At 37.8% G+C, this 16,914-nt stretch carries 9 protein-coding genes; 5 read left to right on the top strand and 4 right to left on the bottom strand.

Going from position 1 to position 16,914, the window contains the following annotated elements; translation table 11 throughout:
- Window positions 1–53 precede the first annotated feature (53 nt).
- The 3 genes from AB1278_RS04430 to AB1278_RS04420 all read right to left on the bottom strand — a co-directional run bounded on the left by AB1278_RS04430 (window position 54) and on the right by AB1278_RS04420 (window position 2,948).
- On the bottom strand, window positions 54–686 hold the full coding sequence (locus AB1278_RS04430; protein WP_202841341.1) for an HdeD family acid-resistance protein: 633 nt from the start codon (window positions 684–686) through the stop codon (window positions 54–56).
- A gap of 268 nt (window positions 687–954) precedes the next feature.
- A complete protein-coding gene (locus tag AB1278_RS04425; protein ID WP_110008126.1) occupies window positions 955–2,373 on the bottom strand; it encodes an amino acid permease in 1,419 nt (472 codons plus the stop codon).
- 281 nt (window positions 2,374–2,654) lie between these two features.
- Window positions 2,655–2,948, bottom strand: a complete 294-nt coding sequence (locus AB1278_RS04420; protein WP_202841343.1) for a helix-turn-helix domain-containing protein — start codon at window positions 2,946–2,948, stop codon at window positions 2,655–2,657.
- A 184-nt stretch (window positions 2,949–3,132) separates the two neighbouring features.
- On the opposite strand from AB1278_RS04420, the gene ccoN reads away from it, so the two are divergent.
- The 5 genes from ccoN (at window position 3,133) to AB1278_RS04395 (ending at window position 14,907) form a co-directional block, all read left to right on the top strand.
- Entirely contained in the window at window positions 3,133–5,412 is a 2,280-nt protein-coding gene (gene ccoN / locus AB1278_RS04415; protein ID WP_202841345.1) for a cytochrome-c oxidase, cbb3-type subunit I, read from the top strand.
- Window positions 5,413–5,431: 19 nt separating this feature from the next.
- Window positions 5,432–6,319: a cbb3-type cytochrome c oxidase N-terminal domain-containing protein gene (locus AB1278_RS04410; protein ID WP_429812684.1), complete on the top strand. Its 888-nt coding sequence runs from the start codon at window positions 5,432–5,434 to the stop codon at window positions 6,317–6,319.
- Window positions 6,320–6,609: 290 nt separating this feature from the next.
- The gene (locus AB1278_RS04405) at window positions 6,610–11,637 is read left to right on the top strand and encodes a translocation/assembly module TamB domain-containing protein (protein WP_429812681.1); all 5,028 of its coding nucleotides are present in this window, start codon (window positions 6,610–6,612) and stop codon (window positions 11,635–11,637) included.
- Entirely contained in the window at window positions 11,637–13,964 is a 2,328-nt protein-coding gene (locus tag AB1278_RS04400) for a BamA/TamA family outer membrane protein (protein WP_429812678.1), read from the top strand. Before AB1278_RS04405 ends, AB1278_RS04400 begins: the two co-directional genes overlap by 1 nt.
- 1 nt (window position 13,965) lies before the next feature.
- The gene (locus AB1278_RS04395) at window positions 13,966–14,907 is read left to right on the top strand and encodes a YihY/virulence factor BrkB family protein (protein ID WP_202841353.1); all 942 of its coding nucleotides are present in this window, start codon (window positions 13,966–13,968) and stop codon (window positions 14,905–14,907) included.
- 125 nt (window positions 14,908–15,032) lie between these two features.
- Here the strand turns inward: AB1278_RS04395 and argS are convergent, their stop codons facing one another.
- The gene (argS, locus tag AB1278_RS04390) at window positions 15,033–16,793 is read right to left on the bottom strand and encodes an arginine--tRNA ligase (RefSeq protein WP_343643111.1); all 1,761 of its coding nucleotides are present in this window, start codon (window positions 16,791–16,793) and stop codon (window positions 15,033–15,035) included.
- Window positions 16,794–16,914 lie beyond the last annotated feature (121 nt).

Raw genomic sequence — 16,914 nt, 5'->3', positions numbered from 1 at the left:
TTAAAAAAAGACCTCTATTTGAGGTCTTCTTTTGTTTATCATGTAAATATGTATTATTTTTTGAGCTCATCAATTTCTTCCTGTATCGATTTGATTCTATCCCTTAATTCCTGGCTTACTTTCCCTGGAATTTTTTTGACTTTTCTTAAGTCTAAAGCCAGCATAATGGAAGCTATTCCCATAAAAATAAAGGAAACACCGGTAAGGGTAACTAATGAAATTCCCGTAAATACCGGATTGAAAATCAGCAGCAGGGAAAATATAATGCCCCCCACACTGGCAAGAGCAACATTTCCCCAGCTCATTATCCTCATGCTTTTCAGATCAAATGCAAAACCCAGTAATTGAAATGAACGGAACAGCAAAGTAAATCCGATGACAAAAGGAAGTACTGCCATAGAAATCTGAGGATTTGCGATAAGATAAATTCCTATTGCAGTGGTTAATAATCCACTCACTAGAAACCAGCCCCAACCCTGTAGGGATTTGCTGTTCTGTAAGGAAAAAAATATTTCTGTAATTCCTGAAAATAAGAATGAAACACTGAAAAAGATGGAGAGTGTAACATACGTTGCCAGCGGCACACTGAATACATAAAAACCACAAATAAGGAAAAGAATTCCGAAGATTAACGGGATGTACCAGTGCTTTACGGTATTGGTAAAAGTTTGAAATAAATTGGCCATAAGAGTGTTTTTTGGTCATGCCTACTTTTTTGTAACGGTTTTCGGCTTCTCCGCAGATATCACAAACAGATTATAATTTTCACCTGAATTTGAAATATAACGTCTTACTAATATATGAAAAATAAGCGAAAATACGAAGTACTCACTCAATGAATGTTGCATTTCTCCTTCACTTAGAAAGTATCGCTAAAAATTTTCAGAAACAAAAAAGGTGAAAATCTTGTAATTTTCACCTTTCCAAAAACATATTTTTAAATGTCTTTACTATTTAATTCGGTTTATATAATTTATACATCACGAACAAAAAGCCAATCCATATCGGGATCAGAATTACCTGAATTTCCATACCTGTAATACTCATTAACCCTAAAATCAGAATTAAAAATGCAATACAGATATAGTTGGATACCGGATAAAATATAGATGGGAATTTTGAATGTATTCCTTCTGCATTTATTGATTTTTTGAACTTTAAATGGGTGTAGCATATCATCAGCCAGTTGATGATCAGTGTAGATACAACTAAAGCCATCAAATATTCAAAGGCTTTCTCCGGTACCAGTTTATTGATTATAATACAGATTCCTGCGAAGCATGAAGATATAATGATCGCATTGGTGGGAACTGAGTTTTTGTTCAGTTTTTTCAGGAATTTCGGAGCATTTCCCTGCTGAGCCAATCCGAAAAGCATTCTGCTGTTGCTGTAAACACTGCTGTTGTACACTGACAACGCTGCTGTCAGAACGATCAGGTTAAGAACATTCGCTATTAATGTATTGAACTGAATCACTTTCCCAAAAAGGCTGAATTCGAGACCATTCAGATTTTGAAATACCATTACAAACGGGCTGGATCCTTCTGTAATATCTCTCCAGGGACTTAAAGAAAATAAAATAACCAACGCTCCTACATAGAAAATAAGGATTCTGTAGATCACCTGATTGGTTGCCTGTGGAATCGTTTTCTCCGGATTTTTAGCCTCTGCCGCGGTAATTCCGATAAGCTCAAGTCCTCCGAATGAGAACATGATCATTGCCATGGCTGCAAATAGTCCTGAATATCCGTTTTCTGTTTTGTTAAATAATCCTTTTGGAAAAAAACCTCCGTCATTCCACAGATTGGTAATTGTCGCTTTTTCTCCTCCTGTCCCACTTATCAAAAGATAGACTCCGAAAATAATCATCGCAATAATAGCCACCACTTTGATAATGGAAAACCAAAATTCTGTTTCTCCGTAAACTTTTACGGATGCCAGATTAAGCGCATTGATTACCACAAAGAAGAATAAACTGGAAACCCAGAGTGGTATTTCCGGCCACCAAAAATGGATGTAATGTCCGATTGCCGTAAGTTCTGCCATACTCACCAGAATATAGAGAATCCAGTAGTTCCATCCGGAAGCAAATCCCGGAAAATTCCCCCAATATTTGTAGGCAAAGTAGCTAAAACTTCCCGAAACGGGTTCCTGAACGACCATTTCACCCAGCTGACGCATAATAAAAAAGGCAATAATACCTGCTAAAGCATAGCCTAAAATTACGGACGGTCCAGCCAGTACTGCTGCCGGTCCGATTCCCAGAAATAACCCTGTTCCGATGGCTCCACCAAGGGCAATTAATTGTATATGTCGATTTGTTAATCCTCTAACTAAAGTCTCGTTTTGTCCTGTTTTATTTTCGTTGCTCATTAAATGAATTATTCGGTCGCTAAATATATAAAAACTTTTCAGAGAAATTCACATTCTCAGGGGTAAATTGAGAATTCGGTCTCATCCGTATATTTTCTTTTTACATCATTCTAGATAAAGTTCGGAATGCAGTTACAAAAATAGTTTTAACGATTGTAGTTAAGATTCTATTTTAGCCCGTCAACATTAATATTTAACATCTCATTCAGATCAAAAAAAATGATCTCTTTCTATTTTTTGAAAAGAGATCATTCTTAAGAAATTATCTAAGCAATTAAGGTTTATAAAAATTCTTTCGGAACGGAAATATTATTCTTTTTCATGTATTCCAACAGACTTTGGTATTTATCTTCATATTCATCGTTTCCGCACTTATGCGAAATACTGCAGATGTCAGATGGCTTGATTTCTAAAATATCAGATATTTTAGTCAGTATCTCCAGGTTGATCTTCACCTTGGAATTCTCAATATCGGAATATGCCTTTTGGGAAATCCCCATTTCAAAGGCCATGTATTCCTGCGTAAGATCTTTGCTCCTACGTATTTTCCTGATATTTTGTCCACATACTTTCATCGTTTTTGTTTTAGTAGTTTTCGGTATATTTTAGAAGATTATCTATTAGCCTCTAACAAAGTTAATAAATACCTTTGGCAAAACATTACACACGTTACATGATATTTATTTTCAACATAGAAAAGGTTTAAAAATACGCCTTTTTTCAGAGAAAATATCACTTCGGTAAACACTATTGGAATTTATGGAGACGCAAAAATTTAATTATGACAATAATATTGTCAGAGCATTCCTCTATGCGACTATCGCATTCGGACTTGTAGGATTTCTGCTGGGGCTTACAGCTGCATTGATGCTTTTTTATCCTGAATTGCCTGAATTTTTATTCGGTACGGATGATACAACTATTAAAAGCTTGGCTTCAGGTAATATTCAGGGGCTGATCAATACACAGGGAGCCATGGGCTTCGGAAGGATCAGAATGCTTCATACCAGTGCTGTAATTTTTGCTTTTGTATGTAATTCCTTTTTCTGCGGTGCTTATTACAGTATGCAGAGGCTTCTTAAAACCAGAATGTACAGTGACACCCTTTCATGGATTCATTTCTGGTCATGGCAGCTGATGATCGTCAGTGTGGTTATTACGTTCCTTATGGGAATCAATACTTCTAAAGAATATGCCGAACATGAATGGCCCATCGATATCTTAATTGCATTCTCATGGATCATTTTCGGAATCAATATGTTCGGAACTATTGCCAAAAGAAGAGTAAGACATTTGTACGTAGCCATCTGGTTCTATATGGCAACCTGGCTTGCTGTAGCAATGCTTCACATCTTCAATAACCTGGAAGTTCCGTTATCTTTCACAAGCTGGAAATCTTATTCTGTATATGCAGGTGTAAAAGATGCATTAGTGCAATGGTGGTATGGGCACAATGCGGTTGCATTCGTATTAACCACCCCTGTATTAGGTCTTATGTATTATTTTATGCCAAAAGCAGCTCAGCGACCGGTATTCTCATACAAACTATCCATTATTCACTTCTGGTCGCTGATCTTCGTATATCTTTGGGCCGGGCCTCACCACCTGCAATATACAGCTTTACCGGCATGGGCTCAGGCGGTAGGAACAGGGTTCTCTATTATGCTTATTGCTCCGTCATGGGGAGGAATGCTTAATGGCCTTCTTACCTTAAGAGGAGCCTGGGATAAAGTAAGAGAAAATCCGATTCTTAAATTCTTTGTAGTAGCGGTTACATGCTATGGTATGGCTACTTTCGAAGGACCTTTACTCGCTACAAAATCATTAAATAAAATTGGTCACTATACAGACTGGGTTATCGGACACGTACACATTGGTGCACTCGGATGGAATGGTTTTATGGCATTCGGAATTGTTTATTACCTGGTTCCAATTATGTGGAGAACATCTCTTTGGTCTAAAAAACTGGCCAACTGGCACTTCTGGCTGGGAACTTTAGGAATCATCTTCTATGCAGTTCCAATGTATATTTCTGGATTTACACAAGGATTGATGTGGAAACAGTTCAACCCGGACGGAACCTTATTATGGAAAAACTGGCTGGATACTGTAACAGCTGTCATTCCTTACTATAAAATGAGATTCTTAGGAGGACTATTTTATCTTTCAGGAGCTATCCTGATGGTTGTAAATGTTATTAAAACAATCAAAGCCGGTTCATTCCAGAAAGAAGTTCCTGCAGAAGCTCCTGCCTTAGCCAATATCGGAAGTTCAAGAAAAGAAGGTGAAGGCTTACACCTTTGGCTGGAAAGAACGCCTACTCTTCTTTCTGTATTAGCTTTCATTACAGTAGCAATTGGTGGATTGGTGGAGATTGTTCCTACACTGTCACTGAAGCAAAGTGTTCCGACAATTACTGCTGTAAAACCATACACGCCACTGGAACTGGAAGGTAGAGACTTATATATCCGTGAAGGATGTAACTCATGCCACTCGCAAATGATCAGACCTTTCCGTGATGAAGTGGTAAGATTTGAAGGGAAAAACGGACAGTACTCCAAAGCAGGAGAATTCGTATACGACAGACCATTCCTATGGGGATCTAAAAGAACAGGTCCTGATCTTCACAGAGAAGGAGGAAGAAACCCGGATTCATGGCATTTTAAACATATGTATAACCCAAGAATTACTTCTGCCGGTTCCATTATGCCACGTTTCCCATGGTTAATCAGTAATAAACTGGACAGAACACAAATGGTGGATAAAATGAAACTGATGAAAAATGTCTTCGATGTTCCTTATACAAAAGCTCAGATAGATTCTGCCAGCCAATGGGCGGACAACCAGTCCAAAGCAATTGTACAGAGAATTTATTCTGAAGCAACGGATGTAAAAGATCAGATGACTAAAGAAAAAACAGCAAAAGGATCTGCCTATGTACCGCTTGAACACAGAGAAATTGTAGCCATGATTGCTTACCTGCAGAGATTAGGTACAGACATCAAAACAACACAGGTACAGACTGCTAGCGTAGAATAATATTTAAAATTAAACTGCAATGAAAACGAGAACCCCCATTTCAATATATATCGCAACAACGATAGGTTTAACGATCATGGCCTTTGAAATGTTTGCCGGAGATTCAGGATATTTTTCTTCTCCTTTTTTCTGGGCGCTGATACTAATTGCCATTATCCTGCTGCTGATCATGAATTCGATTGGTGACCTGGTAGAAAATGAAAGTTTCAACAGATTATCCGAGGAAGAAAAAAAACAATATCTGGAAGAAAAAAAGATTCCTTATTACCAGAAATTATGGAACTCTGCGTTCAAAAAACAAAGCGCTACAGAAGAAAAAGATATTCTTATCGACCATGGTTTTGACGGAATTACAGAGCTTGACAACTCCCTTCCGAAATGGTGGATTGGCTTATTCTGGTTCGAATGTATTTTCTGTGCCATATATCTGGTAGCCTTCTCTTTTACAGATTATGCCCATCCGGATGCAGAATATACGAAGGAAACAAAAACCATGCTGGCTTCCATAGAAGAGTATGAGAAAACGGCGCCACAGATCAATCTGGAATCTGCAAAATACAGTGCTGATAACATTGCCGAAGGACAGGAACTTTTTAAAACGAATTGTGTGACCTGCCACGGAGACGGCGGAAAAGGAGGTATAGGTCCGAACCTTACCGATACCCACTGGATCAATATTAAAGAAAAAAGCTTATTTAAAAATGTATTCTGGATGCTTGAAAACGGCTCTCCGAACAATCCTACCATGAGACCTTTCATTAAAGAAGGAACTATTACCGGAAGAGATGCAGAGAAAATTGCCGCTTATATTTATCACATCAATCAGGAAACCGCTCCTATCACAACGGCACAAGGTGGTGCAGCTCCTCAGGGAGAAGAAGTGAAATGGGAGAACGGAAACAACTAAAATTATTATTATCTATCAATAAACCATGCCACGCCCCCTTCACAACTACTAACATTTGAATTTCATTTTTGCTAACTAACCTTTTCAACATTAAAAAATGATAAAAGGGGGCGTTTTTTAAACATAATAATCCCTGCCTTGACTCGTCTTACTCAACTATTCACTTGACAACTACAAACTAAAAATTCCATAATAAGACAGCCAAGGCAGGATTTTTGCATTCGCAAAGGGTACCACAACAAAGACCAAGTAAAATAGTATTGTTATCTTTGTTAGAAACCTCATCGCATTTGAAACTGAAAATCAACACCACAAAACTCTTAAGGCGTATTGTAATAACCTTTATTTCAATATTGGTTCTTCTTACCCTGTTGATACTAAGCTTAAAGCTTCCAGCCGTTCAAAATTTCATCAAAGACAAACTCATTGTTTACCTTGAGAAAAAAATCAAAACTCCCGTAAGCCTGGAAAGAGTCTATATAGGATTCCCGAACAGCCTTGTCATGGAGAACCTTTATCTCAAAGGGCAGGATGTAGATACTCTTCTGGCAGTGAAGAAACTGGATGTAGGTTTACATATGCTGAAGCTTCTTAATTCTACGGCAGATATTACTTCTGTTGAAATGGAAGGAGCACGTGCCAATGTAGTGAGGAAACCGGATGGCAAATTCAATTTTGATTATATCATTGATGCTTTTGCTTCCAGTGATAAAGAAGAAAGTCCCTCCAAACCCTTTATTATTTCCCTTGATAAAATCAATTTAAAAGATGTTGGGGTAACATTTAACGACCAGCAATCGAAGAATGATATTCAGCTCTATTTTAAGTCATTCGATACCAGAGTTAAAACTTTTGATCTTAACAAAAACAACTATGCTGTTAATGATATCAATCTCGACGGTTTAAAATTAAAGTTAAAGCAGGGACTTGTAGAAGAAGTTGCCAACAAGGTGGAGAAAAAAGTAGATTCTCTTAATGAAAAAAAGCCTATGAATATTGGCTTAAGAGGAATAAAACTTACTCATTTCGACATTGATTACGGCGATGAAAATACAAAGACATTCGCAAAAGTTATCTTCAAAGAACTGAGTACAAAGGTTAATAAACTGGATATTGAAAACAACGCTTTCAACGTAGCGAATGTATTTCTTTCGGGGGCAGACATTAATGCCAACCTTTATCTTCCCGCTCAGAATGCCAACCCAAAAAAGACCAAAGAACCTGAAATTTCAAAAGTTTCCGATCAGGATAAAGCCATGAAACTGCTTTTAGGAAAACTTGTTCTGAATGATGTGAAGGTCAATTATAACAATACCGCTATCGCTCCCACTAAACAGGGAATGGACTTCAATCACCTTAATTTTTCAAAGATGAACGTAGAGGTGAGAAGTTTCAAGATGGAGAACAACACCTTTGCCGGAACAGTGAATTCGGCGGAAATCAAAGAAGGCAGAGGACTGGATATTCAGAAGTTCAATACGGATTTTGTGTATGCTGAAAAGGAAGCTTATCTTAAAGATCTTTATCTGCAGACTCCAAAAACACTATTGCGTGATGAGGTTATTTTAAACTATAATTCCATTGACCAGCTAAGCTCAAACTTAGGCGCCGTAAAAATTTCAGCCAATATCAAAGATTCAAAAATAGGGTTTTCCGATATTCTGAATCTGGTTCCGACATTGAGAAATACGGTTCCATTCAATAAATACCCGAATGCTATCCTGAATGTAAACGCCAATGTAAAAGGAAGCGTTAACGATCTTTTAATTCAGGATCTGAAAGTTTCAGGTTTGGATCAACTGAGAGTAATGGCCTCCGGAAAAATCAAAAATGTGATGAATCCGGATCAGTTATATTATGATCTGAGAATCGGAGAGTTTTCATCCAATGCCAAAACAATATTCAATCTTGTCCCTAAAAATACAATTCCTTCGAATATTTCGCTTCCTTCCCATTTCAGCATCAAAGGAAATGCAAAAGGAACAACGAAAGTGGTGAATACAGATCTTAACCTCTACTCTACTTTGGGGAACGCTGCCATCATCGCTCAGGTAGACATGCGCAGAAAGAATCATGAATTGTATGATGTGAAAGCCAATCTTCAGGGTATACAGGTTGGGAAAATCATTCAGAATAAAGATATTGGTCCTGTTACAGCACAAATTGCCGCCAAAGGAGAAAGTTTTGATTTCAAAAATGCCAATGCCGACTTAAAAGGCCATGTTGCTTCCGCAGTCTACAAAGGATATCGTTACCAAAACATGAACCTTACCGGAAAGATCAAAAAAGGAGCTTATCATGTGATTTTGGATTCAAAAGACCCGAATGCCAGTTTGCAGCTGACCGCTTCCGGAGTTTATGATGAAAAAAATCCTACGGTAAAAGTAAACGGGGAAGTTATTAAGCTTGATGTCAACAAACTTGGCTTCTATGAAAAACCGATGATCATTGCCGGAAAAATTGATGGAGATTTCACTAGTTTAGATCCGAATAATCTGAATGGATATCTCAACCTTAAGGATTTCGCATTCTCGGATACAAAAGAAGTGTATCCTGTACAGGAAGTCAATCTGAAAGCGTCCTCTACACAGGATTCCACACAAATTGTTTTCAATTCTCAGATTGCAGATGTGGAACTGAAAGGTAAATATAAGCTTACCCAGATTTTTGGAGCTTTAACGCAAACTGTCAATCAGTATTATCAGTTCCAGAAGCCGGATAAAAGTCAAAAAATTGATCCGGGGCAGCATTTTAACTTTACTGCAAAGATTAAAAATGACGATCTGATCAGAAAATTTGTTCCGGATCTGAAAGATTTTGAAACCATTAATCTTGTCGGGAATTATGATGCAGATTCTCAGAAAATTGAAATTGACGGACAAATTCCACGATTATTATATGGTGAAAATACCATTGAAAAAGGGGCTTTAAAAGTAACGAATGAAAATCAGGCATTACAATACAGCATGAATGTTGCTGCCTTGAAAAGCTCAAGTTTTTCTTTAAATAAAATCAATATTGACGGAGATGTTGCGGACAATACCATCCGGTACAACGTTACTACAAAAGACGAGAAAGATGCCACTCAGTTCCTGATTGCAGGAAATGCAAAATCGTTGAATGATATTACAGAAGTTTCTCTTAACCCGAATGGATTGAAACTCAACTATACCGATTGGAATGTTGCAGAAAACAATAAAATTCAGATCAGCAACAAAGGAATTCTGGCGGATAATTTCATTCTTTCCAATGGCAGCAGTGAAATCGCTGTTCAATCTGAAAGCAGCAGCCCAGGCAGCCCTTTGAACATTTCATTGAAAGATTTCAAGATTGAAACCATTACGGAACTTATCAAAAAAGATACAGTTCTGGCTAGAGGAACCATTAACGGGACAGCACAGCTTCGGGATATTACTAAAAATATGACCTTCACTTCCGATCTGAATATTTCTGACCTGATTGTCTATGGAAGTCCTGTCGGAAATCTTGCTGTAAAAGTAAACAATGCTTCACCGAAAGTTTTAAATGCAGATATTGCCCTTTCCGGAAATAACAATGACGTAAAAATCCTTGGAGATTACAATACCTCTTCCAGTACTTTCGACCTGAATATGGCGATTAATCAGCTTCAGATGAAGAGTATTCAGGGATTCTCCATGAATGCCATTACCAATACGGAAGGTTATCTTTCAGGAAACTTAAAGATTACCGGAACGAGTGACAAACCTAATATTTCAGGAAAAGTAAAATTCAATGATGCCGGATTGGAAATTGCCAAAACGGGAAGTGATTTCAGACATCTGAGTGATGAAATAGACTTTACCAGTCAGGGAATAGAGTTTGATCAATTTAAAATCAAAGATAAAGACGGAAATGCCCTTGTAGTGGACGGGCAGGTTCTGACACAGACATACAGGGATTTTGCTTTTAACCTTAATGTAAATGCAAAAGATTTTAAAGTAGTTAATTCGGAGAAATCCAATGATGCGATCATGTATGGTATTCTGGCCATTGATGCCGGACTTCATATCCGCGGGAACCTTGATCTTCCAAAGGTAGACGGAAGGTTAAGCGTGGCAGACAACACCGATTTCACTTTTGTTCTTCCTCAATCCAGCCCTTCTTTGCAGGAGAGAGATGGTATTGTAGAATTTGTGGATCAGGATCAGGTGGTTTTAAACAAAACGATCAAAGCCGATTCTCTTAATGCCCAGAGCCGTATCAAAGGAATGGATGTAAGTGTTAATATTGAAGTCAGCAAAGAGGCAAAACTATCATTAATCATTGATAAAGCTAATGGTGATTTTGTACAGCTTCAGGGTGAAGCAGAATTAACCGGAGGAATAGATCCGTCAGGAAAAACCACATTGGTAGGTGTATATGAAGTGGAAAAAGGAAGCTATGATCTTTCGGTAAGTTTCCTGAAGCGTAAATTTGACATCCAGAAAGGCAGTACCATTACATGGACAGGTGAACCTACTATGGCTCAAATGGATATTACCGCCGTATATAAAACAGAAGCTCCGCCTATTGACCTTGTGGAGCAGCAGATCAGTGGAGAGAGTGCCTCAACGATGAATCAGTTTAAGCAGAGGGTTCCTTTTAATGCCTTGTTAAAAATGAAAGGGGAATTATTGAAACCTCAGCTTACTTTCGATATTACTACAGATGAGAAAAATAATTCTGTATCTACGAATGTAAAAGATGTTGTTGATCAGAAGCTTGCCCAGATCAGAACCCAGGAGTCTGAGCTGAACAAACAGGTATTTGCCTTATTGCTTCTGAACCGTTTTATCGGAGAAAATCCATTTGAAAGCGGTGCCGGAATGTCTGCGGAGACCATGGCAAGACAAAGTGTGAGTAAAATCCTTTCCCAGCAGCTGAATAATCTTGCAGCAGGGCTGATTAAAGGAGTAGATCTTAATTTTGGTCTTGATTCTTCAGAAGATTATTCCACCGGAGAAAAAAATACCCGAACTGATCTTAACGTCGATATTAGTAAAAAACTGTTGAATGACCGACTGAAAGTAACGGTAGGAAGTAATTTCGGATTGGAAGGCCAGGCCCGCCAGAATGAAAATATGACCAATATTGCCGGTAACGTTTCTGTAGATTACAGTCTTTCCAAAGATGGAAGATATATGTTACGGGCGTATCGTAAGGATGAATATCAGGTAGCTCTTCAGGGCCAGATCATAGAAACCGGAGTTGGATTCATTATTACATTGGATTATGACAAATTCCGGGAGATTTTCCAGAAATCCAAAGAGAAGAAGCCGAAAAAAAATCAAAATAACCAAGTGGTAGAATTTAAATAATGAATAGTAAGTTCCATATATATTGTAAGTATCTGTTGGTTTCCGGAATGGCATCCACGGTAATCTCGTGCAGCAACACCAGGTTTTTGAAAGAAGGCCAGATGCTCTATACGGGAGCCAAAGTAAAGATTGAAAATGATACGATTTCCAAGAAAGAAAAAAAAGATCTTGAGTCTGCACTGGAAGCAAACCTCACCCCAAAGCCTAATTCTACATTTCTGGGATTGCGCCCAAAGCTGTATTTCTATAACATAGCCAAGGAGCCTAAAAAAGACAAAGGTTTTAATTACTGGCTTAAGTACAAAGTGGGTGAAAAACCAGTATTATTGGGAGATGTAGATCGTGAGTTCAATAAAGATATCATTGAAAATTATTCTGAAAACAAAGGATATTTTAATGCCAGAGCAACTTATGATACGGTTTCAAAGAATAAAAAAGCTCAGGTTATTTATACAGTAAGACCTGGCTCAAGATATCTGATAGACGGTGTAAAATTCCAGAAAGATTCTACACTGGTTAATCAGGAAATTCAAAACCTTACGGATAAAACTCTTCTTAAAAACGGAAAACCGTTTGATCTGGATGTCATCAAAGCAGAAAGAGAAAGAATTGACAACAGGTTAAAGGAAAGAGGTTTTTATTATTTTCATCCTGATAATATTATCGTGCAGGCCGACAGTACGGTGAGTAAGAATCATAAAGTTGAGCTTAATGTAAAACTGAAGGATAAAACGCCTGATTTGGCAACGCAGCAGTTCAGTATTGATAATGTTATTGTATTTCCCAATTACAATATCCAGGATGTGAAAGATGGTAAATACAGCATCCCGATGGATAAAGATTCTCTTTCCAAATATCGCTTCGATGACATTTACGTCATTGATCCTCAGCATAAATTCAAACCGAAGATTTTTGACAGGGCCTTATATTTCAAAAAAGGAGATCTTTACAACCGTTCCAACCACAATCTTACCCTGAACCGATTGATCAGTCTGGGAGTATTCAAATTTGTAAAAAATGAATTCATCGTATCTGATTCTTTAGACCATAAATTTGATGCCTATTATTTATTAACTCCAAGACAAGTCCAATCACTCCGTCTGGAAGCTTTGGGAAGAACCAATTCCGCCAACTATGCGGGTAGTGAGTTGAACCTGAACTGGACCCATCGAAATTTCTTCAGGGGTGCGGAACAATTTAAAGCAGCCATCTACGGAGCTTTTGATTTCCAGATGGGAGGTGCCCAGAATGCCAATAATATTTTCCGTGCAGGAACAAATGTACAGCTTTCGATTCCGAGAATTGTAGCACCATTCCGTTTTCATTCTTCCAGTGAATTTGTTCCCAGAACGAATATCACATTGGGATATGAATTCCAGAACAGAACACAATATTATACCCTAAATAATTTCACCGGATCATTCGGATATATGTGGAAAGAAAATGCAAGGAAAGAACATGATCTGAAAGTGATTGATATTACTTTGGTATCCCCGGCAAATGTTACCGCAGAATATGATTCAATATCAAAGAAGAATCCAGCTATGGCAAGAGTTGTAGCAAAGCAGCTTATTTTTGGACCTACCTATTCTTATACCTATACCAATACCATGCTGCCAAAGACCAATACCGTCTATTATAAAGGAACGCTGGATCTGGCAGGAAATATTACGGGACTGGTTACCGGAGCTGATGTAAAAAAAGATAAGGAAAAGAAAATATTTGGAATTCCTTTCAGCCAATATGTAAAGATTGAAAACGATTTCAGATTCTATCATAAGTTCAGTGAAAAGTCTTCACTGGCTACGAGATTTATCGGAGGAATTGCCTATCCATACGGAAATTCAGAATTTGTCCCTTTCTCCAAACAATTTTTCTCAGGAGGAAGCAACAGTATCAGAGCATTCCGTGCAAGAACATTAGGGCCGGGAAGTTTTGATCCGAGAACGATAGAACCGGGGGCTTATTTTGACCAGTCCGGGGATATCAAACTGGAATTAAATGCAGAGTACCGTGCCAATCTTTATAAGTTCTTAAATGCTGCCGTTTTTGTAGATGCCGGAAACATCTGGCTGCTTCACGATGATGAAATCAGACCCGGGGCTAAGTTTTCAAAAGATTTTTTAAATGAAATTGCGGTGGGAGCCGGAGTAGGTCTGAGACTGGATTTTTCAATCCTGATTCTAAGACTGGATCTTGCCATGCCACTGAGAGTTCCTTACTATCAGAAAGGAGACAGATGGGCCTTCGATAAAATCAATTTCGGAGACTCAAGTTGGAGAAAAGACAATCTTGTTTTAAATATTGCCATCGGATATCCATTTTAATATGATTAAAACTGCCAAATTTTTCTGGGAAGTTCTGAAAGACACCTTTACAGAATGGAACAATTCTTCCGCATCAAAAGATTCAGCAAGTCTTGCGTATTATGCCATCTTTTCTATCCCGGGATTATTGATCATTATTATCTGGGTACTTGGAAATTTCTTTGGGGAAGAAGCCATTCGCGGGCAGATCAGCACACAGATCAGTGGTATAATGGGCCCGGATGTAGCGAAAAGTATTGAAGATATGCTCGCTGGTGCTTTGATTGACAAAAAAAATATTTTTATGAAGGCAGTAGGGGTCGGATCATTGGTTTTCGGTTCTACGACCCTTTTTTTTCAGCTTCAGCATTCATTAAATACACTTTGGGAAGTAGAAGCTGCTCCCAAAAAGGCATTAGTCAAATTTTTACTGGACAGGGCGAATTCTTTGGGAATGATCCTTATTCTGGGATTTCTTCTGATGATCACCATGATTTTATCTTCTCTGATCAGCCTTTTTAATACGATTATCACGCAATATTTTGGTTTTGAAACGTATATGCTGGTAGAGTTTGTCAACTTCGGCGTCGGCTTTGGTCTTGTGATGCTGTTATTTGCTTTGATGTTTAAAGTACTGCCCGATGTTTTAGTCAGCTGGAAACCGGTATGGAAAGGAGCATTTCTGACGACTGTTTTATTTACCCTAGGAAAGTTTTTATTAAGTCTTTATTTTAACCAGGTAAAACCTACTTCAGCCTTTGGCGCTGCAGGAACAGTCATTCTGATTATGATGTGGATCAATTATTCCTGTATGCTGATATTCTTCGGCGCAGAATTTACTAAAGTTTATACTTATAAAAAGGGATATAAAGTAGTTCTTTCCAAACATGCACGATGGACTCCTGCTAAGTTGTACGCGGATAGTCTGAAACAGATGCAGGGTGAAAGTAGTGATAAAATGTAAATTTGGGTTGCGAGGTTCGGGTTGCGAGATTTTGAGATCCGGGATATTTCTGATGCGAGATTATTGATATATAAAAAATAGAAAGAAAGCCTCCTGAAAAATTTCAGGAGGCTTTCTTTCTATTTTTACATTCTGTTTACGGTTCCGATTCCCAAGAGTTCCAACGATTTTTTAATCGTCTTTGCTGTGAGATCTGATATATTTAAACGGAATTGTTTTAAATTCTCATCTTCCAGTTTCAGAATAATATTACTTTGATAGAACGAATTATAAGATTTAGCCAGATCATAAACATAATTGGCAATCAGGGCCGGGCTCAATGCATCTGCTGCTCTTTCAACAATTGTTTTGTAACTGGTCAAAAGCATAATCAGTTCTTTTTCATACTGGTTTAAAGTTACATCCGATATTTCTTTATACTGGTAATCTGCTTTTGCCAGCAAAGACTGCGTACGAGCGTAGGTATATTGAATAAACGGTCCTGTATTTCCATTAAATTCAATACTTTCTGCCGGATTGAACAACATCTTTTTCTTAGGATCCACTTTCAGCATGAAATATTTGAGTGCTCCCATTCCAATGATTTCATAAGAAGCTACTTTTGCTTCTTCTGAAAGACCTTCAAGTTTTCCCTGTTCTATAGCTTTTAATTTTGCCGTTTCATGCATTTCTGCCATCAGGTCGTCTGCATCTACAACGGTTCCTTCACGGGATTTCATTTTGCCTTCAGGAAGTTCAACCATACCATAAGAAAGGTGGAATAACTGATTTGCCCACTCATACCCCAGTCTTTTAAGAATCTTAAATAAAACCTGGAAGTGATAATCCTGTTCGTTTCCTACAGTATAGATTAATTTTTGGATATTATTTTGCTTAAAACGCTCCACTGCCGTTCCAAGATCCTGAGTCATATAGACTGAAGTACCGTCTGAACGAAGTAACAGCTTCTGATCAAGCCCTTCATCGGTAAGGTCACACCAAACAGAACCGTCTTCTTTCTGATACAAAACGCCTTTATCCAATCCTGCCTGAATAAGATCTTTTCCTAAAATATAGGTATTGCTTTCATACTGAACCTGGTCAAAATCAACACCTAATCTCTTATACGTTTCATTGAATCCTTTGTAAACCCATGAGTTCATTTCTGCCCAAAGCGCTCTCACTGTTTCATCTCCACTTTCCCAATCCAACAACATCTTCTGAGCTTCCTTCATTACCGGAGCATCTTTTTTAGCCTGCTCTTCTCCTACCCCTTGTTCTACAAGCTCTGCAATTTCTTTTTTATAATTTTTGTCAAATTCTACATAATAGTTTCCAACAAATTTGTCTCCTTTGGTATCGGTTGTTTCAGGAGTTGCTCCGTTCCCGAATTTCTCCCATGCCAGCATAGATTTACAGATATGAATACCTCTGTCATTGATAATCTGGGTTTTGATTACATCATATCCAGCCTCTTTTAAAATCTGAGCAACTGAGAATCCTAATAAATTATTTCTGATATGCCCTAAGTGCAATGGTTTGTTGGTATTCGGTGAAGAATATTCTACCATTACCGTAGCATTTTTCTTTTCTATAGTGGAAAAATTCTTGCTTACAGATCTGAAGTTGTCCACAAACAGCTGGTTTTTCACTTTAACATTCAGGAAACCTTTCACTACATTAAAGCTTTCGAAAAGTTCCGTCTGTTCTGTTAACGCTTCACCTAATTCAACCCCGATACTCTCAGGATTTTTTTTCAATTGTTTGACCAACGGGAAAGTAACAATAGTAAAATCACCCTCAAATTCCGTTTTATTCTCCTGAACTTCCAGCTTGATGTCTTTTAACTGATACACATTTAAAATAACCTCTGAAAGTTTTTGTTCTATAATATCTTTAATATTCATGTTTCTAAATTCTCTTTTTAATGCTTATCGCTGAAACATTTTTACAGTCTGTTTCAGCTCAAAATCTGAGTTACAAATATACGGAAATAAAAAAACCGCCCGAAGGCGGTTTAAAAATTTA

Source organism: Chryseobacterium sp. NRRL B-14798, from assembly GCF_050470705.1.
GTDB classification, from domain to species: Bacteria; Bacteroidota; Bacteroidia; order Flavobacteriales; family Weeksellaceae; genus Chryseobacterium; species Chryseobacterium cupriresistens.
The sequence above is the reverse complement of the archived record's forward strand: the minus strand, read 5'-3'. Positions and strand labels throughout refer to the sequence as shown.